The following is a 25,714-nucleotide window of genomic DNA, read 5'->3' as shown; positions in this document are numbered from 1 at the left end:
AAATTATCGTTTTAAGATTGCAATCACCTCACATTAAACGATAATGAACGTTCATTCATTTTAAAGTGGCCTTATGGATAAGCGAACTCAAATTTTAATCGCTGCAGAATCCGTTTTAGCAGAACGAGGTTTTTACGCTTTTTCTATGCAAAACCTCGCAGATACTGCTGGAGTAGCTGCTGGCACTCTTTATCGTTACTTTGATAGCAAAGAAGCATTAATGAATGAACTGCAAAAATTTATTCGAGAGCAGTCTGCTAATATTATTTTAGCTGGCTTTAATGAATGTTCAACGACAAAAAACAAATACGATTTAGTATGGCAGAATATATTTGATTACGTCATAGCCAATCCTAGGCGCTTAACGTTAATCGAAGTACTTCATTGCATACCTAATGTAGATCAAGCCGATATCACCTTATTCGAGAATGAAGCTTTTAAACCGCTTATCTTCTTTTACCAACAGGGTATCAATACAAAACAATTCTTAAATTGGCAATTATTTGCATTAATAGCGGTTAGCATCGACACTGCCATTTCATTAGCAAAACAAGTAATACGAGAGCGAGTTGCACCTGATCAAAAACAGTTAGATCAAGTCAGAGACGCTTCATGGAACATCATTCAAAACCCACACTTTAAACCAACAGGAATAATTCAATGAAAAAATGGATAGCTTCGGCAATCATCTTAGCAATACTTGTATTTGGTACTGTGATTGGCTTTAATATGTTTAAAGCTAAAAAAATAAATGAATACCTTTCATCGCGTCCTATTCCTGAATTCCCAGTTACAGCAACGACTGTAAAATTGGAAGATTGGACTCCTCATTTGCGTGCTATTGGCTTTATTGAGCCAATGCAAGGCGTTACGATTACTAACGAAGTCGCCGGTAAAGTGTCTAAAATTAATTTTGTATCCGGTCAAAAATTACAAAAAGGTGATCCAATTGTTTACCAAGACAGCGAAGTAGAACAAGCAAACTTAAAAGCAGCTAAAGCGCGTTTACCTTCCGTTGAGCGTAACTATAAACGTTTAAACTCTTTACTTAAAAAAGGCTCTGTTTCTCAGGGTAATGTTGATGATGCACAAGCAGAATACCTAGCACTTCAAGGTGAAATTGAAGGTTACGCAGCAACCATTAGCTTACGTACTATTCGTGCACCATTCTCAGGTGTAACAGGTTTACGAAATGTGTTTTTGGGGCAATATCTAGCAAATGGTACTGAAATAGTCCGTTTAGAAGATATTAGCCGCATGCAAATGCGTTTTACTATTGCTCAAAACGATATTAATAAAGTACATATAAACCAAGCAATGGATGTCTTTATTGATGCCCAGCCTGATTCGACATTTACTGGTGTGATTACTGCTATTGAACCCGCTGTGAACTCTGAAAGCGGACTTATCCTCATTCAAGCATCGATTCCAAATGAAGCACAAAAGCTACGTTCAGGTATGTTTGCTAAAGCAAATATCATTTTGCCGACCGTTAAAAAACAAATCATCGTTCCTGTTACTGCCGTTAACTACACACTTTACGGTGAAACAGTTTATGTATTAACTGAACAACAAACTGATGAGGGTAAAACGTTTTTAGAAGCGAAACAAAGAATCGTCACATTAGGTAAAACAAAGGACGATAGTGTTCATGTGTTATCTGGCTTAGATGAAAATGATGTGATTGCCACTAGCGGACAAGTTAGATTAAGCAACGGTTCACACGTTAAAATCGTTGAATCAAACGCGCTTGATACTCCTTCTGTTCTTCCAGCACTGTAGGCGACGTTATGAAATTTACAGATATCTTTATAAAGCGCCCCATTTTAGCAATCTCGTTGAGTTTGCTGATTGTATTATTAGGGATACAAGCGCTTACAAAAATGCAGGTACGAGAGTACCCGACCATGACTAATACCGTAGTGACGGTAACCACCAGCTATTACGGAGCAAGTGCAGACTTAATTCAAGGGTTTATTACTCAGCCAATTGAACAAGCGATTGCACAAGCCGATAATATCGACTTTATCAGCTCACAAAGTTTTATGGGCAGTTCAACCATTACTGTGAATATGAAACTAAACACTGATCCAAGTGGTGCTGTGGCGGATATTCTTGCAAAAGTAAACAGTGTCAGCTCTCAGCTACCAAGTGATGCAGAAGATCCTACGATTGATGTCAGTACTGGCTCAACGACGTCTGTTATCTACATTGCCTTTTCAAGTGAGCAATTAAACTCTAGTCAAATTACCGACTATTTAGAACGCGTTATTAAACCGCAATTGTTTAGTATTAATGGCGTTGCAAAAGTTAACCTTTATGGCGGTACTAAATTTGCAATGCGTATTTGGTTAGATCCTGAACGTATGGCTGCTTTTGGGCTTAATACCGCGGATGTTATTACTATTTTACAAGCTAATAATATTCAGTCAGCTTCAGGCCAAGCGATGGGTTATTTCACTCTGTTTAATGGCAGTGCACAGACCCAGGTTAAGAATGCAAGCGAGTTAGAAAACCTTATCATTGCAACACGCGATGACGGTAGAACAATACATCTACAGGATATTGCACGCGTTTCTCTTGAAAAAAGTCATGACATCTACCGAGCAATGGCTAATGGTAATGATGCAGTTGTTGTTGCGATTGATGCAACTGCAAGTGCAAATCCATTGGATATAACGTCAGATGTAAGGAAAATGCTACCTGATTTAGAAAAAAACAACCCTAGCTCAATTAAAATGAAAGTACTTTATGATTCGACCATTGCTATTGAAGAGTCTATTTATGAAGTCATTAAAACTATTGCAGAAGCAGGCTTAATTGTACTCATTGTAATGATTCTATTTTTAGGATCATGGCGTGCAGTGCTCATTCCAATTATTACTATCCCGTTATCACTGATTGGTGTGGCCGTTGTGATGCAAATGTTTGGTTTTACTATCAACCTAATGACACTATTAGCCATGGTATTAGCGATTGGTTTGGTAGTAGATGATGCGATTGTTGTAGTGGAAAATATCGACCGCCATATTAAAGCAGGTGAAGAACCTTTCCGAGCAGCGATTATTGGTACGCGTGAAATTGCAGTACCAGTTATTTCCATGACCATCACCTTAGCAGCTGTATACGCACCTATTGCATTAATGGGCGGTATTACAGGATCACTCTTTACCGAGTTTGCTTTAACGTTAGCAGGTGCAGTATTTGTATCAGGTATTGTGGCACTTACACTATCTCCGATGATGTGTAGTAAAATGTTGACCATCAATCATCAGCCAAATAGATTCGAACGTGCTGTTGATAGAACGCTAACCGGCTTAACGAATAAATATAGCAATGCGCTCAATATTATTATGTTGCGACGTCCTGCCATTATTATCTTTGCCTTATTAGTCTTTATTTCACTACCGTTTCTATTTAAATTTATCCCATCAGAGTTAGCACCAAAAGAAGATAAAGGTGTTCTCATGATGTTATCTAAAGCCCCTGCTAATGCCAACTTGGATTTTGTTGAAAATAGTATGCGTTTAGTCACTAGTGAAATAGCGAAACAACCAGAAGTAGAAAGTAGCTTAGCGATGTCTGGTATTCCGAATGCTAACCAAGCCTTTGGTATCGCCATCATGAAACCATGGAGCCAACGAGAAAAAAGCCCAGATGAGCTATCTAAAACATTAACACCAGCATTTAGTATGATCCCTTCTGTGGCAACGGTTACTTTCCAAAGACCTGAGTTACCGGGTTCATCGGGTGGTCTACCAGTACAATTTGTTATTACTACCTCTAATCCATTCCAAAGTTTAGTGAGTATCGCTGCCGATGTATTAGCAGAAACACAAGCCAACCCAAGCTTTGTTTATTCAGAGTTAGATTTAGCCTTTGATTCTGCGACCATGAATATCAGCATTGATCGTGACAAAGCAGGTGCTTATGGTGTAACCATGCAAGATATCGGTATTACCTTGGGTACATTGTTAAGTGATGGGTACTTAAACCGTATTAACTTAAATGGCCGTAGTTATGAAGTGATTGCACAAGTAGAACGTAAATATCGTTTGGCGCCTGAACAATTAGGTGATTTTTATGTGCGTGCTAAAAATAATGACATGGTGCCATTAAGCGAACTGATTACTGTCAATGTTGTCGCGGAACCTCGTTCATTACCCCACTTTAACCAACTTAACAGTGCAACAATAGGCGCAGTACTTTCGCCTGGTGTCACGATGGGGACAGCAATTACCTTCTTTGAAGGGCTATCAACAACTAAATTACCACAAGGTTATAGTCATGATTACTTGGGGGAAGCGCGTCAATTTGTAACGGAAGGTGGTGCGTTATACGTGACCTTTATTCTTGCGTTATTTATTATATTTTTAGTACTCGCAAGTCAGTTTGAAAGTATTCGAGATCCATTGGTTATTATCATGACCGTACCATTGGCCATTAGTGGTGCTTTACTCGCACTTGCTTGGGGCTTTGCAACTATGAATATCTACACTCAGGTTGGTTTGATAACCTTGGTGGGATTGATTACTAAACATGGTATTTTGATTGCTGAAGTAGCAAAAGAAGAGCAATTACATCATGGTCTAGATAAAATTGCCGCAGTTAAAAAAGCAGCCACCGTGCGTTTACGTCCAATATTGATGACAACAGCTGCAATGGTAGCGGGTCTTATCCCACTATTATTTGCAACCGGTGCAGGCGCAGTGAGTCGTTTTGGTATTGGTATTGTTATCGTAGCTGGTTTATCAATCGGTACGTTATTTACGTTATTTATCTTACCTGTTATCTATTCATTCATTGCCAGTGAGCATAAAAAACTTCCTGAATTTGATGAAGAACAAGCATTAAAAGTAAATAGTACAGAGTCATAAGATAAAGAAGAAAATTAAAAGTAGCCTTAACATTAATTTAATAAGCGTTACTTTATTCTTCTCGAAATTGATTTATTAAACGTTTATAACAATAAATTAAGATACTTATAAACTAAGTTACTGAAACCAAGAAGTTAATAGACTGATAAAGTAATTATTTTCTATCACAAAGCACTAACACAGTACTATTAACAGATACAAAAAAAGCCAAAGACGATGATTCGCCTTTGGCTTTTTTATTTTACGGTCTTTTATGCTAAAAAATAAATTAAAGCTTAAACACCGTATTGCTGACGATATGTTTGTACAGACTCAAGATGTTGCTGCATTTCTGGTAACGTTTCAAGATAGCTCACTACGTCTGCCAGCTCTACAATCGAAATAACTTTTGCATCATAGTCACGCTCTACTTCTTGAATCGCAGATAATTCAGCTTTACCTTTCTCTTGGCGATCTAATGCAATTAACACACCTGCAAGCTCTGCATTATGTGCATTAATGATATCCATCGATTCACGAATAGCTGTACCCGCAGTAATAACATCATCAACTAACATGATTTTACCTGTTAGCTCAGAGCCCACTAAACTACCACCTTCACCGTGTTTTTTTGCTTCTTTACGGTTAAAGCAATACGGGACATCTAGGTCATAATCATTTGATAACGCGACAGCAGTGGTTGTTGCAATCGGGATGCCTTTGTACGCAGGGCCAAATAAAAGATCATAATCGATACCAGAATCTTGTAATGCAGCAGCATAAAAACGCCCTAAACGCGCAAGATCTCGACCTGTATTAAATAAACCTGCATTGAAAAAATAAGGGCTAATACGCCCTGATTTCAAAGTAAATTCGCCAAATTTTAAAACCTGTTTTTCAATCGCAAATTCAATAAACTCTTTTTGATACGCTTTCATTTCTTACTCCACATTTAATGCTTTTTTTTGTTCTACTACTAAGTTATTAATACCGGTATTCGCTAAAGCTAACATTGCTAATAATTCTTGATGACTAAAAGCACCCTCTTCAGCTGTACCTTGTATTTCAATTAAACCGCCACTTTCTGTCATGACAACATTCATGTCGGTTTGTGCATTTGAATCTTCTGCGTAATCCAAATCACAAACAGGCGTCCCTTTATAAATACCAACAGAAACAGCCGCTATCATTTGCTTTAATGGACTTTTTTTCAACTTACCTTTTACAACCATCCAGTTCAATGCATCAGCTAACGCAATACAAGCACCTGTAATTGATGCGGTACGTGTACCACCATCCGCTTGTATTACATCACAATCAACAGTAATCATATTCTCACCAAAGGCATTTAAATCTACTGCTGCACGTAAAGAGCGGGCAATTAAACGTTGAATTTCTAAGGTACGACCACCTTGTTGACCTTTTGCTGCTTCTCGTTGATTACGTTTATGTGTCGCACGCGGCAACATGGAATATTCTGCCGTTACCCAGCCTTTACCTTTGCCCTTTAAAAAACGTGGTACTGACTCTGAGACCGTTGCGTTACATAACACTTTAGTATTGCCGACTTCAATCAGTACAGAACCTTCTGCATAGTCAGTGTAGTGCCGAGTAATTTTAATCTCACGGTTTTGTTCGGGTGTTCGATTACTTGGGCGCATAAGTTAAAAAACCTTGTCAATAAATGAGCACTAATTATACCCATTAACCAGCAAGGAGCAAAACTCAGGAAGGAGCCAATAAATATAATATGGGGTTTAAATACGAAGGTTCACAACATTCCTGTCAATCTTCGGAATATTAATGCCCAGAATGTTGATGATGCCCATTTTTATAAATAACTAACTGACCAAAACCTTTATCTTGTGCTTGATATAAAGCTTGCTCTACTCGCCTGTTGAGCTCTTCTTCTGTATTGGTATTAGTAGGAGCCATACAAGCGGCACCAATACTCACTGAGATAGCATCTCCTGTTGGCGCATTCTCAAATTTCATTCCCCATCCATTAACCATATAGAATATTTCAGCGGCTAATGTCTTAATGCCTTCTTCCGAAGTATTAGGTAAAAGTATCATAAAATCATCTTCTTCAAGACGAGCTAATAAGTCGGCAGGGCGTTGAACAATATTCTGTAAACGACGAGCAAGTTCAATAATACAATCATCTCCAGCTTGCCTCCCATATTGTTCATTGAAGCGTTTAACGTTATCAATATCGATAATTAATAATGATAACTTTTCACCTGAGCGTCTTCCTCGCGCCCACTCTTTTTTAAACTGTTCATTAAAGTAAGACTTATTAGGCAAACCAGTTAAATAATCACGCATTGCTATCTTTTCAAGATTTTTATTTTTTAAAGATAATTGTTGATTATGTTTTTTTGAAAAATATAACAATAAACAAATTAAAGTAAGCGCGACAAACATCAGTGAAATGATGATCCAATAACCAGAGTTATCCTCCTTTTTTTCATAGATAACAGGTAACCAACGATTCAATATTTTTTGCTTTTGTTGTAAATCGATTGAAGTAACGACCTTATCAAAAACATTCAATAACATCGTATTATCTTTTGATACTGCTAGTGAGAATGGGTACTTATGCTCAAATTTATCAACAACTTTCAATTCTGGGTAAAGCGTTTGAATTTGATTAACCATGACAGGTAACACATCAATAAAGCCATAAATCTCGGCATTACTTACAGCATCAAGCCCTGACTTTAGAGAATCATATTCATATAAATCGGCATTAGGATATAACGCATTCAAAAACTCTGTGTATGATCCTTCTTTTAGCACCCCCAGCGGTTTGTGTAGAACTTGATCTAACTTATAAGCTTGATTTTTTCCATCAGTTACCAAGGCTAATGGAAAGTGTAAGTAAGCAGAGGTAAAAGAGAAGTATTTATTACGATAAGGAGTCTTGTGTATTACGGGAATGAAATCACAACGCCCTTCTTTCAATGATTTAATTGTTTCAGACCAAGTCGCAGTTTCTAATAAAATAATAGTGTTACTAATACGCTGAGAAAATAGATTGACGAATTCAGATGCTATACCAACATATTTCCCTTCTTTAATTGCTTCAATAGGTAGCCAATCAGGATCAACACACATATAAAGAGGGCCATGACCTTTTAAATATTGTTGTTGTGTATTAGATAAAATAGGCATTCTATCTTGGTAAGCAGCTTCTTCACTTGTCTTGGCAACACCTATCTGAGTTGCCCATTTGTGATGTAAATTATCTGTCTCTTTTTTATTTAATGCTAATAACCCTTTATCTAAAATATTGCGTAAAATAATATTATCTTTATTAACGCCCATAAACCTCGGCAAATAATGAAAAATTTTATTATTAATTAATGGTGTATTAACGAAGCCTTGTTCTAGGGAACGGTGTAAATGATAATTAATAGCGTCATAAGCATCTAGAACAGCATCAACATTACCTAGTCGTAATTGCTCAATAGATGCTTCAGTACTACTCGTTAACATTAAATCTATATTAGGGAAGTTCTTCTCGAGTACTTCTTGATAGAAAAAACCTTTAATAACAGCAATTGATTGAATATCACTAAAGTCATTAGCAAAAACCTCTCCTTCTCGTGTTAGCAAACCATCCATTGAAGTTAAAGACTGGTAGTGAGTAAAAGCAGTAAATTTCTGTCGATCTGGTGTGATTTTCATATTAGAAATAATATCTATTTCATTATTTTTTAATTTCTCTAAATATTCATACCATTCGTAACCGATAACAAACTCAATATTTAAGCCTACTTTATCTGCAACTAATCGCATTAAATCATTATTATAACCAGAGGCTTCACCATTTTGAACAAAGTTAAATGGAGGCCAATTCTTTTCTGCGTGTACCTTTATTAACGGGTGTTGTTGAATGTATTCTTTTTCTTGTGGGGTAAGCTCGACTGCAACAGAATTAGCCAGTACTAAAGTACTGCTGAAAAAAAGCATCACAGCAACATTGAAAATGCGACATAAAATAATAGAGAGTGGGGTCATAAATAACCGCATAAATATTAACCCTTTATTTAAAACTTGAGACTTTATCAAACGTACTTGGTTAAAGTAGTTATTTAAAAAAAAAGACAAAATATAACTAGCTTACTGTGATCAATGTATCGCTACGCTCATCAGTACGGGCCAATAAAGCAGCTATTTATGAAGGGAGTGCTAATAAAAAGAAATAGGTAAAAAATTAACGTTATCTCTGTTATTGAAACAATATTTATTCCAACAATAAGCCATTACTTGGCATTTAAAATAATTTATTCATCCGTCTGATCCTGCATTATATTCACACTAATACATACGTGTCATATTTAAGCTCAAGGCAAAAAACATAATAATGGCTGAATTTACTTTTTTACTAAGTCAGTCGATAAAAAGCCAGTAAACCAGCTTTTATTATACGAATATGACAGTTAATACTTAACGAGTAATGACAACAAACGGAGACTTAAAAAGCGTAAAGTAACGTCATATTCGTTGCCGTATCTGTGCTTTTTTTCTCATCCAACGGTTTACTGTTATAACGAACAACAACGGCAAATTTCATAGATAATGCACCAATAATCTTGGTCGATAATGACGTTTCAGAACGACCATCTAACTTACTTCCCCAATCAGCAACAAACTTTTGCTGAAATTTAGCAGAATCACTAATCTTAGTTTGAAAATCAATAACAAAGTGAGCGACTGCACTACTATCATAGTTTTCGCCTTCAGTTTCAGCAGAATCATCATCCAATTTTTGGTAAATATAACCAGGACCAATTTCTGCATTTAAAGACATTGTTTCATTCTCAATAAAGTGATGGCCATAACCAACAGCAGTTATCGAAGTAAAGTCGTAACCAGTAAATGGGTCTCTTTCATAACCAGTATTGGCAAACAAATAACTCGTATCATCAATTTGATAGTTACCTTGTAATCCAGCATAGAAACGTTTTGCTGTTACTTCATCTTCATCTTCTTTATATAAGCCTTGAAATACATATTCATTTTCCCAATTACCCAATTCTTGCTTCAATGCAAGGCTCGCTTTAAATGACGATGTATCAGTATTACCTGTCGTTAAAGAGGCACCTAATTCAGCTTCACCAGCTAGTGTTGCATCTCCTTCTACGAATTCACTTTTTGCATGTACAGTCATGGGCACTGTCAATGCAATCGCAGCAGTGAGTAGCAATTTATTCATAATGTTTATCCTTTTTACGATTTACGAAAGTCTAATGTGGCGATATGCTTTCTTAATTTCACACATAATATTACTTCATTAACAAAATTTAAAAATGAGAACTAAGTAACATTATTATCCTAACTTTTAGATTAGGAAAAATAAAGTAAACGGAATAATGCCTAAAAACATTACGTTAAGCCAGAGGGGTAAGATCAGAAAAATTAAAATAAAAAAGCATTGATATTCAATCAAATATCAATGCTTTTTATTCTGTAGCGCTTTATATTATTTTGTATTACTTGGTAGCGTTTTTTTATCGCTTAGGTAATTGATCTACATTTGAGATCGATACTTGAGGTGTTAACATTAAAGGCTTTTCTTCGCTGAACTTTTTCCCCTTCACTTGCACGATTATTTGCTGTGTTTGCTGATCATTAAAGAATAAGTCAGTGTAATACTGTTGTACTTGTTTTAGTGAAACAGACTTCAATCTAGCAACATGTTCTAATTTAGTATCAATGTTTTCTTTGTTACTCATCCATTCACCGGTTAAATAAGAAAACTCAGTACCAAGGTTGCTTGGCTTAGCGAGATAATTAGCAATATGCGCTTTTTTTATTTCATCAAAATCGCTTTCTTTTGTTTCCGCTAAAGTCATTTTAAAATTATCCAAAAATACTTGGAAGCGTTCATATAGTGTCGCACTTCCAACCGCAGGACTTTGCGTGAAGAGACCAAAACCAACACTTTTATCTACTTGTACTGTTGCTGTAAAGGGAGAGTACGTTAATTGCTCTTGTGTACGTATTTGATCATAAAAAGCAGGCTTAAGTAATTTATTAAGTAATTCAGCTTTAGCTAATGAAATAATGTCTTGGTTCTTGGCTAAATAAAGACTCACTAACGCATCATCTTCTAACTCAGATTCACGGACATAATTTAAAGCCCCCTGCTGAGGATCTGCGTGCAAGCGTTTCGTCGTATAAAAAGCATTAGGTTGAATTTTCACTTTAACTTTAAGCTTTGCTGTTAACTGCAAAACATCTAATGTGGAAAAATTACCTAAGGCTAATAAGCGTAAACTAGATGTTGAGAATATCTGTTTTGTTAATTCGCTCAAATCATCACTTGTTACACCATCAATCTGTGCTAATAAAGTTTGATCAGACCAAGATGGCTGGCGAATAACTTTTCTAAAACCACCTAACCCTAAATCCATCGCTTTACTTTTAGATTGGTTATTTAAGCGACGTGTTAATTCTTGTTTCGCCAGTCTCAAGGATTGTTCATCAAACGTCATATTTTCGATGTGTGTTAATAACATCAATAATAATTTGCTCTGTTTATCGCTATAACCACTTGTGCTAATCAGTAAACCATCACTGCTGCTAATGGAGAACCCTAACCCTGCTTCTTGAGTGACAAAACTTAGTTCTGCTAATTGCTTTTGTAAAATATCTAATAACAGATTCATTTTCACTCTAGCAGCTGGGTTTTGGTCATTAAGGTCATTATTAAGCTGTAGCTTATAGATGCCTTTAGGTTCTTTTAGTTGGCTTTGTTTGAACCAAACAGAGAGACCTGATTCTTTTACAAGTTGTATTGCCTTTTTATTTTTTTCTTGTTCAACAAGTACCAAATTCTCAGGTAACCATTCATTACGAACAGGCAAAATCAACTTTGGTTGAATTGTTTTTGCTTTATTAAGCCATAGTTGTAAACGTGACTTTTTAATTTTTGCTTGTGAATACTTCCCTTCGTAATATGGGATATCCTTATTAACCACTGCGTTTGGCGATACGACAAATAATCGACTATTTTCTGGTGTTAAATAATCCATTAATTGAGTGATAAACGTAGGGTTAAATCCATCTAAACGATATGAATAAGCTAATAGATCTTGTAAAGGGTAATTTTGCATATTAGCAGCCAAAGACATGACATTGTTAAAACTGGCTTGCTTAGGAAGGAATTGAAAATAGTTATCCAAGCTTTTCTTCTGCTCAGAATATTGTAATTGGTTAATTCCCTGTTCTTTAATTAAGTTGATATAAGCAAATAAACTCGCAATAACGGTATCTTGTTGAGTTAACCCTTTATTGGTTAATTTAAACGTCATACTAAACTGTGAATACTGATCGCTGTGTGCACCATAAAATCCAGCAGAAACTGATTCAGCTAATCCAAGCTTTTGTAAGTAATCAGATAAACCACCTTTATGATCAGATCCTAATAAGCGGCTAATATAACCACCAGGCTGATACATATATTCATCTTTAACGCTAGGCACTAAAAAGTTAACTTGTAATAACTTAAGCTCTGCAGTGGGCTTCATTTGCACTTCTAATGCTAACTGCTTATCTGTTAATAGCGGTGTCATTATGACGGGTTTAGTGACATTATTATTGGGAATTTGCGTTAAATATTTCACCGCTATTTTTTGCATATTTTCAATTGAACGAGGACTTGTTAAGGCCACCTTCATTGTATTCGCGGAATAGTGTTGCTTAAAGAACAACTCTAACTCTTGCTGTAAAACACTTCCTGGCTTATCAACAAGCGTTGTTAAATCACCGGTACTAAAACGAGCCATTGGATGTTCAGGATTCAGTGAATAGCGTTGTAATGCATATAATTTACGCATGTCATTATCAACATAGGTTTCATTTTCAGCATTAACGGTATGTCGTTCTTTATCTGCATATTTTTCATCTAATAGAGGTGCATGCATCACATCGCCTAATCTGTCTAATGCTTCACCAAATACACTATCATTGACTTCAAAGCCATATACCGTTGCATCCTGTGCAGTATAAGCATTGGTATACCCACCATTTTGGCTCATAAATTTACTGTATTCGTTTATTACAGGGTACTTTTCTGAGCCAAGAAATAACATATGCTCTAAATAATGTGCTAAGCCCAATTGAGAGTCGGGGTTGTGCATGCTACCAATAGGAACAGATAAAGAAGCCGCACTATTTTGTAAATCGGGGTCAGAAATGAGTAATACTTCCAGATCGTTTGAAAGGCGAATCACTTGGTATTCTCGAGTGTCATTTGGACTCTGTATTATGGAATTATTAACTATTTCAAAATTTTTCATAGTGGACTCAGGTGATGTATTAGGGGCAGCATGTAGAAACGTAGAAAAGCATAAACAAACACAATTAAATAATAGATAGATAGGCTTAATAGGCGGCATTAGATGAGCTCTTTCAATTGTAGGTGGAAGTCAATAATTAAGACTGAACACTATGCTACAAGTTCAGTGAAAATAAAAGTGTTCGTCCATTAATAAAAAAACGATAGTATTGTGTATATTTAACATACTAAGCTAAAATACTCATTAATATATACATTCTGATTTTTACAAATATTAAATTAAAACATTCCAACGTGAGTCGGTATATTAAATATGATGAAATGCTCCCCATTTAACATTCAAAAAAATAGTCATAACACTAGTTGTTATAAGCAAGGTTTCACATTAATAGAGCTATTAATAACGATTGCTATCGTCGCTATTTTGGTTCAAGTTGCCTATTCTTCGTATTTAAATACCATACAACAAAGCTATCGTTACGAAGCTCAGCAATCAATGATCGAATTGAGCCAGCAATTAGAACGTTATTATTCACGTAATGGCGTTTATTCAGGCTCAAATGCAACAGTAGGCATCTATAGCAATACACACTACACATTGGCTTTTAGTACATTACAAGATGATGAGTTTACAATTTCGGCGACACCAACAGGTGGCCAAACCAACGATGACTGCGGTACGTTAACTCTAGATTACCGTGGCGATACAACGCCTTCGACATCAGGGTGTTGGAAATGAAATTAAATGCAAATAAAGGATTCACGCTAATAGAATTAATGGTTACTGTTGCCATTGTTATTATCTTAGCAACCATAGCATTGCCAAGCTGGACTAAGCTTATTCAAGATAACAGTGTGGCTAGCGCCGTTAATCAAGTACAAAGTATTTACCAATTAACCCGTTCTGAGGCACTTAAGCGTCATGAATCAATTATTTTAACCTCTGAAAATAGCCGACGAACTTGGACACTGAAAGAACAAGGTGCAAGTTCAGCATTAAAAACAATGACTATTTCTACAAATCAAGTATCTATCGGTTTAGCTGATGGCAGTACAGATGAAATAACTATAACAGTTCAGAATACTGGTTTTGCTGAAACAAATAAAATAGCTTTTAGTTGGGAAGATGAATATCGCTGTTTAGTAATTTACAGTAGTGGTCAAACTAAAATCAGTTCAGAAAGTGGAGATTGTGCTTAATGAATCGATTAATCAACCGTAAGCATCGTCAGAATAAACAACAAGGTTTCACACTACTAGAGCTTTTAATCGCGGTTGTTATCGCAAGTATCTCTGTATTAGGATTAGCTTACACACAAACTAAAAGCCTTCAATACGCACGTAGTAGTAGCCAATATACGCGAGCTAGCATTGAAGCCAGTAATACAGTAGAGGAAATATGGGCTTCGCTGTGTGAGTTTCAAAATGGAAAAGCATTAGATGATTTAGCTCTTGCAGATGGTTTTACACGTACTTTTGCCCCTACCTCTTTCGATAATGAAATGATCATCACTATTGCATGGGGCGATAATCGCTTAACTGATGCCGATAATGAAGTGAAAGTAGAAGTTGTTTTTCCAAATATCAGCGCTGATACAACGCTTTGCCCACCGGTGGTGTCATGAATAAAAATTTCGGTTCACAATCAGGGTTTAGTTTAATTGAGTTAATGATTGCAATGTCGCTGTCTCTACTCCTTATACTGGGTATAGCGACTGTATTCTCTAGTTTAAAAAATACTTCTTCTTATTCTCAACAATTAGAAAACACACAAGAAGTATTGCGTTTTACCAACTCGACTTTTAGTCGGGCAGTACATAGAGCTGATGAAATGAGTGGCGGTTCAACTTTAACTCTGACGTTTAACTTAGATAATTTAGATACAGATGAAAAATTTATTGATTGTCGAGGTGAAGAAAAAGGATTAAATGAAAAGTATACTGAAACTTATAGTTTAGAAAACGATGAGCTTATTTGTACAACAAAAATAGATAGTACCTCTGTTGAAGCTTTTAGTGCTATCGGATCCAATATTGAAGCATTAAGTTTTTCGATAGTTGGTGAACTATTAAAAGTCACAATTACACCATCAATAATCACGAATACCGTATCAAGTACCAATGATGAAATAAAAATGATGTTTGCTCTTCGTCAAAAAATATTAGGCCTAAGTAATTAGTAGTGAATAAGTATAAGGATATAAAAATGAAAGCATCGACAATACAACATTCTGAAGATGGTTTTGCAGCGGTGACTGTAATGGTCATTTCACTACTAGGTGGATTAATTGTGTTTGATACCGTGAAAGAAAATGTGAACCAAGAACGTATGGCAGGTAATTATGCTAAAGAGCTGAATGCTCACTTACAATCAGAAAATGGGATTGCTAAAGCCTATAATCTGCTTTCTGATCCTGATAATCAGGGTATATCTGATGATGTGATGGCATCAACATTAAGCAATACGAATGACTCTGGTCATACCGTTAGTGTTGAAACTGATGCCAACATCAAAACAATTAATAGCTCAGGTTTTCACTACGAAGGTCAATACGAAATGCGTGCTTCAATCTCACTCGCTTCTGGTAGTGGTAATAACGTTTTTAATAACGCAATTACCACTTGTGATGGTGCAACCTTAGGCGGTGCAGGTAAAGTTGATAGCTTTAATGGCGAGTACGATGCAAATAATGCGGGTAATAAGGGCGATGTAACTGTATTAAATGTAGATGCAAGTGGATTAAACCTAACAGGTGGAACAAAAATCAGTGGTGATGTATCTATCAACGGAGATTTATCAATCTCCAATGGTTATGTTTATGGAGACGCGCAGGTCTCTGGCAATGTCACAGTGGCAAACAGTGGAGCTGCATCCGTAGCGGGTAGCATTCAAGCAACGGGTGATGTTTCTTATACTTATACAGGAAATTCCTACATTACTGAGAGTATTAGTTCAAATGGTGACGTGAGTATAGGCTATAGCAGTTTTACTGGAGACATCACTTATGGTGGTGATGATGGAGGCACACTTACATCATCAAGAGATACATCAACTTTTTCAAGTACAACAATGATGACTAGTGACCATGTCAATGACGTGGGCACTCAAGAATGTGATATTGTAGGTCTCGCCGACGAATTTGATAATACAGTAGATGGTATAGGTAGTTTAGCAAGTGTTGAGGCGAGTGATATATCTTTTGGCTACCCTACAAATAAGTATATTATTAGTGATTCAGGGTTAAAAGCATATGATGAAACATACAATGTTAAAGATTGGGTTGATGTTGATGCTCAAGTAGAAACAGTAGATTTTCTAGATGAGCAAACATCTGTCTATGTATTAAATATAAAAAATTTCACAAATGCGAATCGAAGCCTTACAGTTGAAAGTGGTAGTGATGTTACTATCTATTTAAGTGGTGACACTTCGCTTAATGGAAGTATTAAAGTCGAGGACGGTGCATCATTAACCATCATTACAGAAAGTGAAGTTAACATGGGAAGTAATGGTACCATCATTAATGTACTCGACTTAAATGGAGATGGAGAGTATGAGTTTGAGTCGACAACTGCAGTAAACAGTAATAATGAAATTTCAACAATTATATATTCAGGTTATGACTCAGCCAGCAATAACGATTACGGAATAAGTGTTGCAGGCGGTAATGACAGCACTTTTACGGCTTACGCGCCGAAAGCATCGATTAACGTATCAGGGGGGGGAGATATTTTTGGGTCGTTACGTAGTAATTATTTAAATGTAACAGGAGGTGCAGGCGTTCATTTTGATGAAAATATAAGCGACACAACGGTTGGAGACGCTAATTCAACATCAACACCAGAGATCACTCGTTGGTTCTAACTTTCATTAAATGTGTTTATCAAAAAGGCCATCGCACTTAAATATAAGTCCGATGTAATTTCACTTTTATTATTGAAACCTCTAAACCTGTAACCAAAAAGTTGTCGGCCCATCATTCGTTGAAGTCACTTGCATATCTGCTGCAAAAATACCGTTTTCAACGTGACAACCTAACAATCGACATTGCTCACTGAAGTCTAAATAAAGTCGTTTTGCTTCTATTGGCTCTGCACCATTACTGAACCCGGGACGATTACCTTTTTTAGTATCCGCAGCCAACGTAAACTGTGAAATAACTAATAAGTCACCTGCAACTTGTTGTACATTAAGGTTCATTTTACCTTGCTGGTCAGCAAAAATACGATACGCTAACACTTTCTCAGCTAAGCGCTTGCATTGTGCATCGGTGTCGCCTTTTTCTACACCCAGTAAAACCAATAATCCATGGTCAATCTTTCCAACAGCATCACCTTCAACAACGACTGAGGCATTCGTTACACGCTGAATCATCGCAATCATTACACTTCCTCAGGTTCTTCAACGAGCCCTGCTTCGGGATAAAAGAATTCATCTAAAGTTGCCGTTACTTCAGCACCAATTAATACAATTAACCAACTAAAGTAGATCCATACAAACATAATAGGGATGACCGCTAATGCGCCATAAATAATCTGTTGTGATGGGAAATTAGTAATATATAAAGTAAATAAATCTGTTGCTAAACTAAACAATAAAGCAGCAATAAAACCACCTATTATGGCATAACGTAAACGCACTCTTTGGTGAGGCACTAAGGTATAAACACCAGCAAAAGCGAGCCAAGAAAAAACAAACGGCATAAAACTGAGTACTTGCTGCCCGATTGATAAAAAGCCATCGGTTTTTACAATAGAAAAGATATAAGAGCTCAATGCAATACTGCCACCAATAATAATTGGGCCTAAACTGAGAATGGTCCAATAAATAGTAAATGCTTGTATAGGTGAACGTTTATTATTACAACGCCAGATACGATTAATGGTTTGGTCAATGGTCGAAATCAATAATAAAGCAATCACCACTAATGAGGCGATCCCCATCATGCTCATTTTTTTAGTATTTTCAATGAACCCCGTCATATGCTCTTTAACCGCATCTCCAGCCGTCGGCACAAAGTTATTATAGATAAGGTTTTCAATGATTTTATTAAGCTCAGAGAACATTGGAAAAGCAGAGAGCATATAAAAAACAACGGCAAGACAAGGCACGATTGAAAGTAAGGTTACATAAGCAAGATGACCCGCAGGCACTTTAATATTATCTTCCTCACTACGTTTCCATAAGAATATACCGTAGTTATAAAATAGCTTTATTTTCTCTACTAAAACTTGCTGCTGTAGTTGCAAAATAGCATCCCTAAATAAGTTTATTACCGAATGTTCATACCAATTACATTAGCTAAACGATCTAAATTTCACGCGGAAAAATGACTTCGTTTAAGCCGTAAGTTAAGGGAAATGGTTGTCTCCTTTACGAAACTTACAATAATGAAATAAGTTATTTTAACCAATCAAATAGATCAGTTGATAAGTGTTATTGGTATTATACCGATTACATTAAATATGTTATCTAAATTTCACGCTGGAAAAACAGTTCAATTCGAGGTGTAAGTTAACGTAAATGGCTGTTCCCTTTACGAAATTTACAACGAGGAAGTGGGCTTTTTTAACAAGTAGAATAGATAAGCTCTTTATTGTGATTGGTATTACTATACCTGTAAATCGTAAACAAAAAAAAGGCCTTACCGAAGTAAGACCTTAATAATAGATTATTTATCGTTTAAAAAAACGAATTAACCTTTAGATGGACGAGCTGCACGCTTACGTTCATTCTCACCCAGTAATTTCTTACGGATACGAATACTTAACGGCGTTACTTCTACTAATTCATCAACATCAATAAATTCAAGCGCTTGTTCAAGTGTTAGAATGATTGCTGGTGAAAGTGTTTGAGCTTCATCTGTACCAGAAGAACGAACGTTAGTAAGCTGTTTACCACGAATACAGTTAACTGTTAAATCGTTTGAACGGTTATGAATACCGATGATTTGACCTTCGTAAACTTCTGTAGCATGACCTAGGAATAAACGACCACGATCTTGTAAGAAGAATAGTGAGTATGTAACCGCTTTACCAGTTTGATTACAAACCATTACACCATTTTGACGTTGACCAATTGTACCACCTTTATGTAGACCGTAATGATCAAAGCTATGGTATAAAAGACCAGAACCAGATGTGATTGTCATGAACTCAGTTTGGAAACCGATTAAACCACGACTTGGAATCATAAAGTCTAAACGTACACGACCTTTACCATCAGGGATCATGTTAGTTAGTTCCGCTTTACGGATACCTAATTGTTCCATGATAGAACCTTGATGCTCTTCTTCACAGTCAACTGTCAATGTTTCCATTGGCTCATGTAACTGACCATCGATCATTTTTTCAATAACTTCTGGACGAGATACTGCTAGCTCAAAACCTTCACGACGCATGTTTTCAATTAAGATACCTAAATGTAGCTCACCACGACCAGATACTTTGAATTTATCAGGATCGGCAGTTTCTTCTACTTTTAACGCAACGTTGTGCACAAGCTCTTTATTCAAACGGTCAAGGATGTTACGTGATGTAACGAATTTACCTTCTTTACCACAGAATGGAGAGTTGTTTACTTGGAAAGTCATTGTTACCGTTGGTTCATCAACAGTTAATGGCGTCATCGCTTCAACATTGTTTTGTGCACAGATAGTGTCAGAGATCTTAAGTTCGCCTAAACCACTGATTGCAATAATGTCACCAGCTTGACCGTATTCAATATCATGACGTTCTAGACCTAAGTAACCTAATACTTGACCTACTTTACCTTTACGTTCTTTACCATCAGCACCAATAATAGTAACCGCTTGATTTACTTTAACGTGACCACGTGTAATACGACCAACACCAATAACACCTACGTAAGAGTTGTAATCAAGTTGAGAGATTTGCATTTGGAAGTCGCCATCGCGATCTGCTTCAGGTGGAGCAACAGTATCAACGATAGTTTGGAATAAATCTTCCATGTTATCTTTTTTAGTGTCCGTATCAGTACTTGCCCAACCGTTTAATGCAGAAGCATAAACAACTTGGAAGTCTAATTGCTCATCAGTCGCGCCCAGGTTGTCAAATAAATCAAATACTTGATCCATTACCCATTCAGGACGAGCACCAGGCTTATCAATTTTATTGATAACAACAATTGGCTTGAGACCGTGTGCAAATGCTTTTTGAGTTACAAAGCGAGTTTGTGGCATTGGACCATCAACTGCATCAACGATAAGACAAACACTGTCTACCATAGATAGAATACGCTCTACTTCACCACCGAAATCGGCATGTCCAGGCGTATCTACGATATTGATATGGTAATCATTCCATACAATCGCTGTATTTTTTGCAAGGATAGTAATGCCACGCTCTTTTTCAAGATCGTTAGAATCCATTACACGTTCTTCATTATCACCACGTGAATCCAAAGTACCAGACTGCTCTAACAGTTTATCAACCAATGTTGTTTTACCATGGTCAACGTGAGCAATGATGGCTATATTTCTTAATTTATCTAACGACATGATGCGCCTCAAAAATAACTACTAATTAAAAATACCAATTAAATAAAAACAGAAACGTCCTATTTTTATTTAATTGGTACAAAAAGGTTTAGACTATGGAAGCACTTAAAGTGATATAGCCAAATGTGCGCACATTGTAAACATAATTTCAAAAATAGAAAGTTTTAAGTCTGTCACAGTTAGCTTAAATGCTTAAAACTAAGAAAAAATAGAGCTAAGTCAGACACCTTCCTTCAGAGGCACCAAAAAAGAGCACCAAAGCACCATGCTGGTGCGAAAAATAAAATGTTGCACCATATCGTAAAACAAAAACCTCGGTATAATAGGTTTTGTTAACTTGGCATATTATTAGCTAATTTAATGTGTAATAAATCTAGATTGATGGTAAGTTTCATTGATGAGTTCTATTTTATCATCTCTACAATTTTCGATGTCAAATGAGGTTCTACAACATGTCTGTACAAACAATTCAAGATGTTCTCGCTCTTATTCAAGATCAAGACGTAAAATTCGTTGATTTACGCTTTACTGATACACATGGTAAAGAACAACACGTATCGGTTCCACACCACCAAGTAACTGAAGACTTTTTTGAAGAAGGTAAGATGTTCGATGGTTCTTCAATCGCTGGCTGGAAAGGCATTCAAGATTCTGACATGGTACTTATGCCAGTTCCTTCGACAGCAGTACTGGACCCATTTACAGACGATGCGACGTTAAACTTACGTTGTGACGTATTAGAACCAAAAACAATGTTAGGTTACGACCGTGACCCTCGTTCAGTTGCTAAACGTGCTGAAGCATACATGCGTTCAACAGGTATCGCTGATACTGTTTTATTTGGTCCAGAACCAGAATTTTTCCTATTTGACGACGTTAAATACGGTAATAGCATTGCAGGTGCATTCTACTCAGTAGATGCCAAAGAAGCGGCTTGGAACTCAGGTACTTCTTATGAAGAAGGTAACACGGGTCACCGTCCAGGTATCAAAGGCGGTTACTTCCCAGTAGCACCTGTTGATTCAGCTCAAAACATCCGTTCTGCTATGTGTTTAATCATGGAAGAAATGGGCTTAGTTGTTGAAGCGCATCACCACGAAGTTGCTACTGCTGGCCAAAATGAAATCGCTTGTCGTTTCAATACTATGGTTGAGAAAGCAGATGAAATTCAAATTTACAAGTATGTAGTTCATAACGTTGCTCATGCATACGGTCAAACTGCTACCTTTATGCCTAAACCACTAGTTGGCGATAACGGTTCTGGTAACCATTGTCACCAATCTTTAGGTAAAGATGGTGTTAACTTGTTCTCAGGCGACCAATACGGTGGCCTATCTGAAATGGCACTTTATTACATCGGTGGTATCATCAAGCACGCTAAAGCGCTTAATGCATTCACTAATGCGTCAACTAACTCGTACAAGCGTCTTATCCCAGGTTTTGAAGCACCAGTAATGCTTGCATACTCTGCTGGTAACCGTTCTGCATCTATCCGTATTCCAATTGTACCTACTGCACGCGCAGCACGTATTGAAGTACGTTTCCCAGATCCAACAATGAACCCTTACTTAGGTTTCTCTGCAATGTTGATGGCTGGTCTTGACGGTATCAAAAACAAGATCCACCCTGGTGACTCTTTAGATAAAGATTTATACGACCTACCTAAAGAAGAAGCTGATGCAATCCCACAAGTTGCTGTTTCTTTTGAAGAAGCACTTGCTGCACTAGACGCTGATCGTGACTTCCTTATTGAAGGTGGTGTATTCTCAAATGAAGCTATTGATGCGTTCATTGAGCTAAAAACTGCGGAATGCCAAGCTGTATCACAAGCAACGCATCCAAAAGAGTTCGATTTATACTACAGCGTATAATATAAAAACTTAATACAGCCAATACTCCTAAAGGATCGCATACGCGGTCCTTTTTTCGTTCTATCCCCTTCATTTTCACTGCTTTACACCAAAAAATAAAAGTGGCCTATTTTTTGCTTATTACAAGCATATGTTTTTATAATTATCCTATAAAAATAACCAAACTATTAAACAAGCAGTACTACTACTGCAGCAAGGAGCAATACATGAGTGGAAATCAAGTCCGTCTTCAAGCAATTGAACAAATTACTAACCGTGCACCAAAAGAGGTCGCTCAAACTGAACCACTAAATCAAATTTGGGCTACTGATGTATTCAATCTAGCTAAAATGGAAGAAGCGGTATCAAAAAATGCATTTAAAGCAATTAAAAAAACGGTTAAGACTGGTGAAGCATTAGATAATGCAACAGCTGATATCATTGCAGCTGCAATGAAAGATTGGGCTTTAGCAAAAGGCGCTAAGTTTTTCTCTCACGTATTCTATCCAATGACAAATATTACCGCAGAAAAGCACGATGCCTTTATTCTGACAAACTCTGACGGTAATGCGATCAATGAATTTACTGGTAGTCTATTAATTAAAGGTGAACCAGACGGTTCTTCTTTCCCTAATGGTAGCCTACGTATGACTAACGCTGCACGTGGTTATACAGCATGGGATCCAACAAGCCCTGCTTATATTCAACAAACAGCAAATGGTGCAACATTAATGATTCCAAGTGTTTTCATGTCTTGGACTGGTGAAGCGCTTGATAAAAAAATCCCACTACTTCGCTCAAATTCAGCAATGAATGAAGCGGCACAAAAAGTATTGAAATTAATGGGCGAAAAGGAAGTTGCTGCATTAGATTCAAGTTGTGGTCCTGAGCAAGAATATTTCTTAATTGATGAAAACTTCGCAAATGCACGTCCAGACTTACTACTAGCAGGTCGTACTTTATTCGGTGCAGCGCCAGCTAAAGGTCAACAGTTTGATGATCACTACTTTGGTGCAATACCAGCACGTGTACAAGTATTCATGCAAGATTTTGAAGACAAACTATACAAGTTAGGTATCCCAGCTAAAACACACCATAACGAAGTAGCACCAGGACAATTTGAAATTGCACCTTACTACGGCGCAGCTAACGTAGGCGCAGATCAACAACAATTGCTAATGACAATGATGAAGCAAACGGCTAAAGAGCACGGCTTCCTATGCCTACTACATGAAAAACCATTCGCAGGTGTAAATGGTTCAGGTAAACACGTTAACTGGTCTGTTGGTAACAGCACACAAGGTAACTTACTTGACCCAGGTAAAACACCTCATAAAAACCTACAGTTCCTATTATTCTGTGGTGCCGTTATTCGTGGTGTACATAAATATGGTCCATTATTACGTGCGGTTATTGCTTCTGCTGGTAATGACCATCGTTTAGGTGCCAATGAAGCTCCACCGGCTATTCTTTCTGTTTACCTAGGTGACCAGTTAGAGAAAGTATTTGATGAGATCAAAACAGGTAAGCTAACAACTTGTACTCAAGGCGGGGAGATGGATCTTGGTCTTTCTCAAATCCTTAACTTTGACCGCGATCCAGGTGACCGTAACCGTACGTCTCCATTTGCATTCACTGGTAACCGTTTTGAATTCCGTGCTGTAGGTTCTGAGCAATCTGTATCAGGCCCATTAGTTGCAATGAATACAATGCTTGCTGATTCATTAAACTGGATTGCTGAAAAGTTAGAAGCTGCATTAAAAACACAAGATCAAACAGCTGCTGTTATCACAGTATTAAAAGAGTTAATGGAACTACACGGTAACGCTGTATTTGGCGGTGACGGTTATTCTTCAGAATGGCATAAAGCGGCTGTTGAAGAACGTGGTTTACAAAACATCCCTACGACTGCTGATGCATTACCCGCTTTCAAATCTAAAGAAGTTATTGAGTTATTCACAAAAACAGGTGTTTTAACTGCGGTTGAACTAGAAAGCCGTTACGAAGTGTATGCTGAACAATACAACTTAGCGATTGAAGTTGAAGCTAAACTAGTAATAGACATTGCTAAAACTAAAATCTACCCAGCTGCGATCACTTATGTATCTGAGCTAACGCTTGCTTCTGCTTCAACGCTAGATCTAGGTATTGAATTAGATTCAACAATTGCAAAACAAATCGCTGAACATATTAATGGTCTATTAGCTTCAGTTGCGAAACTTGAAACTGAAACTGCTAAACATGACTTTGCAGATACAGAAGCTCATATGCGCCATAGCGCCGATATTATTTGTCCATTAATGGGTGAAGCTCGTGAACATGCTGATGCACTTGAGTTATTAGTAGCAGATGAATTATGGCCTCTACCTAAATACTCTGAAATGTTATTTATTAAATAGTTATTAATATTAATAAATAACCTTAAATAAGGAGTGAGTAACTGCTTGCTCCTTATTATTTATAACGATATAAAACCGTAATAGTTTTACTCATATTCTTTAACAAAGAAAATATTAACCTTTGCTCTCCTGATATAGTGATAAAAGTTTAATATTTATATAACCACCATGTTTACAGTATGTTTTTAATTGTCTAAACCTTTCATATGTTCGACAATGAGCTTTTTAATATTAAGGTTTTTGATTATGAAGTGTTCACTTTTTTTATCTATATTGCTTTGTTTTTATGCGACTTTAACTTCTGCTGAAACGAAAATTTATCATTGGGTTGATGAAAAGGGTAAAAGTCACTTTGCAGACACAGCACCTCCAGGTACAGCTGAAATAATAGTTAAGAATAAAAATTTAGTATCAACACCTCAACAACAACCTGATAGAGCAAATAACACGGATAGAAATAAAGAAGAGATTATTAAATACTTAGCAGAAATAACAACACCTAAAGACGATATTGCAATAAGAAGCAATAACGGCACATTAGAAGTCCATGTAAAAACAACACCAGAAAAGAAAAGTAACCAGCGTTTACAGCTTTTTTTAGATGGACAATCATTAGGCTTACCACAGATATCACCGACGATTCGTGCATTAAATGTTGACCGTGGTACGCACCAAATACAAGTCAAGTTGTTAGACGAAGCAAACAACATATTAGCGACAACACAAGTTGTTACGATACATTTACAACGTATATCAGTTATTAAGTAGATTATAGAAAA

General features: G+C 36.7%; 19 protein-coding genes. 11 read left to right on the top strand and 8 right to left on the bottom strand.

Annotation, left to right across the window (positions count from 1 at the left end; translation table 11 throughout):
• Positions 1-73: 73 nt before the first annotated feature.
• From V6255_RS00430 to V6255_RS00420, 3 genes are read left to right on the top strand one after another with little or no spacing between them, the layout of a single operon-like run.
• A complete protein-coding gene (locus tag V6255_RS00430) occupies positions 74-664 on the top strand; it encodes a TetR/AcrR family transcriptional regulator (protein WP_341626368.1) in 591 nt (196 codons plus the stop codon).
• Positions 661-1,782, top strand: coding sequence for an efflux RND transporter periplasmic adaptor subunit (locus V6255_RS00425; protein ID WP_341626367.1), 1,122 nt, complete (start codon positions 661-663; stop codon positions 1,780-1,782). Before V6255_RS00430 ends, V6255_RS00425 begins: the two co-directional genes overlap by 4 nt.
• 8 nt (positions 1,783-1,790) lie before the next feature.
• Positions 1,791-4,877: a multidrug efflux RND transporter permease subunit gene (locus V6255_RS00420; RefSeq protein ID WP_341626366.1), complete on the top strand. Its 3,087-nt coding sequence runs from the start codon at positions 1,791-1,793 to the stop codon at positions 4,875-4,877.
• Between the two features lie 275 nt (positions 4,878-5,152).
• Here the strand turns inward: V6255_RS00420 and pyrE are convergent, their stop codons facing one another.
• The 5 genes from pyrE to V6255_RS00395 form a co-directional block, all read right to left on the bottom strand.
• Positions 5,153-5,794, bottom strand: a complete 642-nt coding sequence (gene pyrE / locus V6255_RS00415) for an orotate phosphoribosyltransferase (RefSeq protein WP_341626365.1) — start codon at positions 5,792-5,794, stop codon at positions 5,153-5,155.
• Between the two features lie 3 nt (positions 5,795-5,797).
• The gene (gene rph / locus V6255_RS00410) at positions 5,798-6,517 is read right to left on the bottom strand and encodes a ribonuclease PH (RefSeq protein WP_341626364.1); all 720 of its coding nucleotides are present in this window, start codon (positions 6,515-6,517) and stop codon (positions 5,798-5,800) included.
• A gap of 139 nt (positions 6,518-6,656) precedes the next feature.
• Positions 6,657-8,894, bottom strand: a complete 2,238-nt coding sequence (locus V6255_RS00405) for a transporter substrate-binding domain-containing protein (protein WP_341626363.1) — start codon at positions 8,892-8,894, stop codon at positions 6,657-6,659.
• 445 nt (positions 8,895-9,339) lie between these two features.
• Positions 9,340-10,080 carry a DUF481 domain-containing protein gene (locus V6255_RS00400; protein WP_341626362.1) on the bottom strand — a complete coding sequence of 247 codons (741 nt, stop codon included), beginning with the start codon at positions 10,078-10,080 and terminating at the stop codon, positions 9,340-9,342.
• A gap of 295 nt (positions 10,081-10,375) precedes the next feature.
• Positions 10,376-13,267, bottom strand: coding sequence for an insulinase family protein (locus V6255_RS00395; RefSeq protein WP_341626361.1), 2,892 nt, complete (start codon positions 13,265-13,267; stop codon positions 10,376-10,378).
• Positions 13,268-13,480: 213 nt separating this feature from the next.
• Here V6255_RS00395 and V6255_RS00390 point away from each other — a divergent pair, with 213 nt between their 5' ends.
• The 5 genes from V6255_RS00390 to V6255_RS00370 are packed head-to-tail and all read left to right on the top strand — an operon-like array spanning position 13,481 to position 17,031.
• Positions 13,481-13,906, top strand: a complete 426-nt coding sequence (locus V6255_RS00390) for a type IV pilin protein (protein WP_341626360.1) — start codon at positions 13,481-13,483, stop codon at positions 13,904-13,906.
• Positions 13,903-14,367 carry a GspH/FimT family pseudopilin gene (locus V6255_RS00385; protein ID WP_341626359.1) on the top strand — a complete coding sequence of 155 codons (465 nt, stop codon included), beginning with the start codon at positions 13,903-13,905 and terminating at the stop codon, positions 14,365-14,367. Before V6255_RS00390 ends, V6255_RS00385 begins: the two co-directional genes overlap by 4 nt.
• Positions 14,367-14,792 carry a type IV pilus modification PilV family protein gene (locus V6255_RS00380; RefSeq protein ID WP_341626358.1) on the top strand — a complete coding sequence of 142 codons (426 nt, stop codon included), beginning with the start codon at positions 14,367-14,369 and terminating at the stop codon, positions 14,790-14,792. Before V6255_RS00385 ends, V6255_RS00380 begins: the two co-directional genes overlap by 1 nt.
• The gene (locus tag V6255_RS00375) at positions 14,789-15,346 is read left to right on the top strand and encodes a PilW family protein (protein WP_341626357.1); all 558 of its coding nucleotides are present in this window, start codon (positions 14,789-14,791) and stop codon (positions 15,344-15,346) included. The genes V6255_RS00380 and V6255_RS00375 overlap by 4 nt, the downstream gene beginning before the upstream one ends.
• Before the next feature lie 26 nt (positions 15,347-15,372).
• Positions 15,373-17,031 carry a hypothetical protein gene (locus V6255_RS00370; RefSeq protein ID WP_341626356.1) on the top strand — a complete coding sequence of 553 codons (1,659 nt, stop codon included), beginning with the start codon at positions 15,373-15,375 and terminating at the stop codon, positions 17,029-17,031.
• Between the two features lie 81 nt (positions 17,032-17,112).
• On the opposite strand, the gene dtd is transcribed toward V6255_RS00370, so the two are convergent.
• From dtd to typA, 3 genes are all read right to left on the bottom strand, one after another.
• Positions 17,113-17,550 (bottom strand): D-aminoacyl-tRNA deacylase, encoded by a 438-nt coding sequence (gene dtd / locus V6255_RS00365; RefSeq protein WP_341626355.1) that lies wholly within the window; start codon positions 17,548-17,550, stop codon positions 17,113-17,115.
• Positions 17,550-18,416: a virulence factor BrkB family protein gene (locus tag V6255_RS00360; protein WP_341626354.1), complete on the bottom strand. Its 867-nt coding sequence runs from the start codon at positions 18,414-18,416 to the stop codon at positions 17,550-17,552. The genes dtd and V6255_RS00360 overlap by 1 nt, the downstream gene beginning before the upstream one ends.
• A 446-nt stretch (positions 18,417-18,862) precedes the next feature.
• Positions 18,863-20,686 (bottom strand): translational GTPase TypA, encoded by a 1,824-nt coding sequence (gene typA, locus V6255_RS00355; protein WP_341626353.1) that lies wholly within the window; start codon positions 20,684-20,686, stop codon positions 18,863-18,865.
• Between the two features lie 452 nt (positions 20,687-21,138).
• Here typA and glnA point away from each other — a divergent pair, with 452 nt between their 5' ends.
• The 3 genes from glnA (at position 21,139) to V6255_RS00340 (ending at position 25,703) form a co-directional block, all read left to right on the top strand.
• Positions 21,139-22,557, top strand: a complete 1,419-nt coding sequence (glnA, locus tag V6255_RS00350) for a glutamate--ammonia ligase (protein ID WP_341626352.1) — start codon at positions 21,139-21,141, stop codon at positions 22,555-22,557.
• 206 nt (positions 22,558-22,763) lie between these two features.
• Entirely contained in the window at positions 22,764-24,935 is a 2,172-nt protein-coding gene (locus V6255_RS00345; protein ID WP_341626351.1) for a glutamine synthetase III, read from the top strand.
• Positions 24,936-25,181: 246 nt separating this feature from the next.
• On the top strand, positions 25,182-25,703 hold the full coding sequence (locus V6255_RS00340; protein ID WP_341626350.1) for a DUF4124 domain-containing protein: 522 nt from the start codon (positions 25,182-25,184) through the stop codon (positions 25,701-25,703).
• Positions 25,704-25,714 lie beyond the last annotated feature (11 nt).

Origin of the sequence: Psychromonas arctica (assembly GCF_038155225.1) — a bacterium.
Taxonomy (GTDB): Bacteria; Pseudomonadota; Gammaproteobacteria; order Enterobacterales; family Psychromonadaceae; genus Psychromonas; species Psychromonas arctica_B.
The sequence above is the reverse complement of the archived record's forward strand: the minus strand, read 5'-3'. Positions and strand labels throughout refer to the sequence as shown.

Coding starts and splice junctions, on each gene's coding strand:
- V6255_RS00430 (WP_341626368.1), top strand. CDS start 74: ATGGATAAGCGAACTCAAATTTTAATCGCTGCAGAATCCGTTTTAGCA.
- V6255_RS00425 (WP_341626367.1), top strand. CDS start 661: ATGAAAAAATGGATAGCTTCGGCAATCATCTTAGCAATACTTGTATTT.
- V6255_RS00420 (WP_341626366.1), top strand. CDS start 1,791: ATGAAATTTACAGATATCTTTATAAAGCGCCCCATTTTAGCAATCTCG.
- pyrE (WP_341626365.1), bottom strand. CDS start 5,794: ATGAAAGCGTATCAAAAAGAGTTTATTGAATTTGCGATTGAAAAACAG.
- rph (WP_341626364.1), bottom strand. CDS start 6,517: ATGCGCCCAAGTAATCGAACACCCGAACAAAACCGTGAGATTAAAATT.
- V6255_RS00405 (WP_341626363.1), bottom strand. CDS start 8,894: ATGCGGTTATTTATGACCCCACTCTCTATTATTTTATGTCGCATTTTC.
- V6255_RS00400 (WP_341626362.1), bottom strand. CDS start 10,080: ATGAATAAATTGCTACTCACTGCTGCGATTGCATTGACAGTGCCCATG.
- V6255_RS00395 (WP_341626361.1), bottom strand. CDS start 13,267: ATGCCGCCTATTAAGCCTATCTATCTATTATTTAATTGTGTTTGTTTA.
- V6255_RS00390 (WP_341626360.1), top strand. CDS start 13,481: ATGATGAAATGCTCCCCATTTAACATTCAAAAAAATAGTCATAACACT.
- V6255_RS00385 (WP_341626359.1), top strand. CDS start 13,903: ATGAAATTAAATGCAAATAAAGGATTCACGCTAATAGAATTAATGGTT.
- V6255_RS00380 (WP_341626358.1), top strand. CDS start 14,367: ATGAATCGATTAATCAACCGTAAGCATCGTCAGAATAAACAACAAGGT.
- V6255_RS00375 (WP_341626357.1), top strand. CDS start 14,789: ATGAATAAAAATTTCGGTTCACAATCAGGGTTTAGTTTAATTGAGTTA.
- V6255_RS00370 (WP_341626356.1), top strand. CDS start 15,373: ATGAAAGCATCGACAATACAACATTCTGAAGATGGTTTTGCAGCGGTG.
- dtd (WP_341626355.1), bottom strand. CDS start 17,550: ATGATTGCGATGATTCAGCGTGTAACGAATGCCTCAGTCGTTGTTGAA.
- typA (WP_341626353.1), bottom strand. CDS start 20,686: ATGTCGTTAGATAAATTAAGAAATATAGCCATCATTGCTCACGTTGAC.
- glnA (WP_341626352.1), top strand. CDS start 21,139: ATGTCTGTACAAACAATTCAAGATGTTCTCGCTCTTATTCAAGATCAA.
- V6255_RS00345 (WP_341626351.1), top strand. CDS start 22,764: ATGAGTGGAAATCAAGTCCGTCTTCAAGCAATTGAACAAATTACTAAC.
- V6255_RS00340 (WP_341626350.1), top strand. CDS start 25,182: ATGAAGTGTTCACTTTTTTTATCTATATTGCTTTGTTTTTATGCGACT.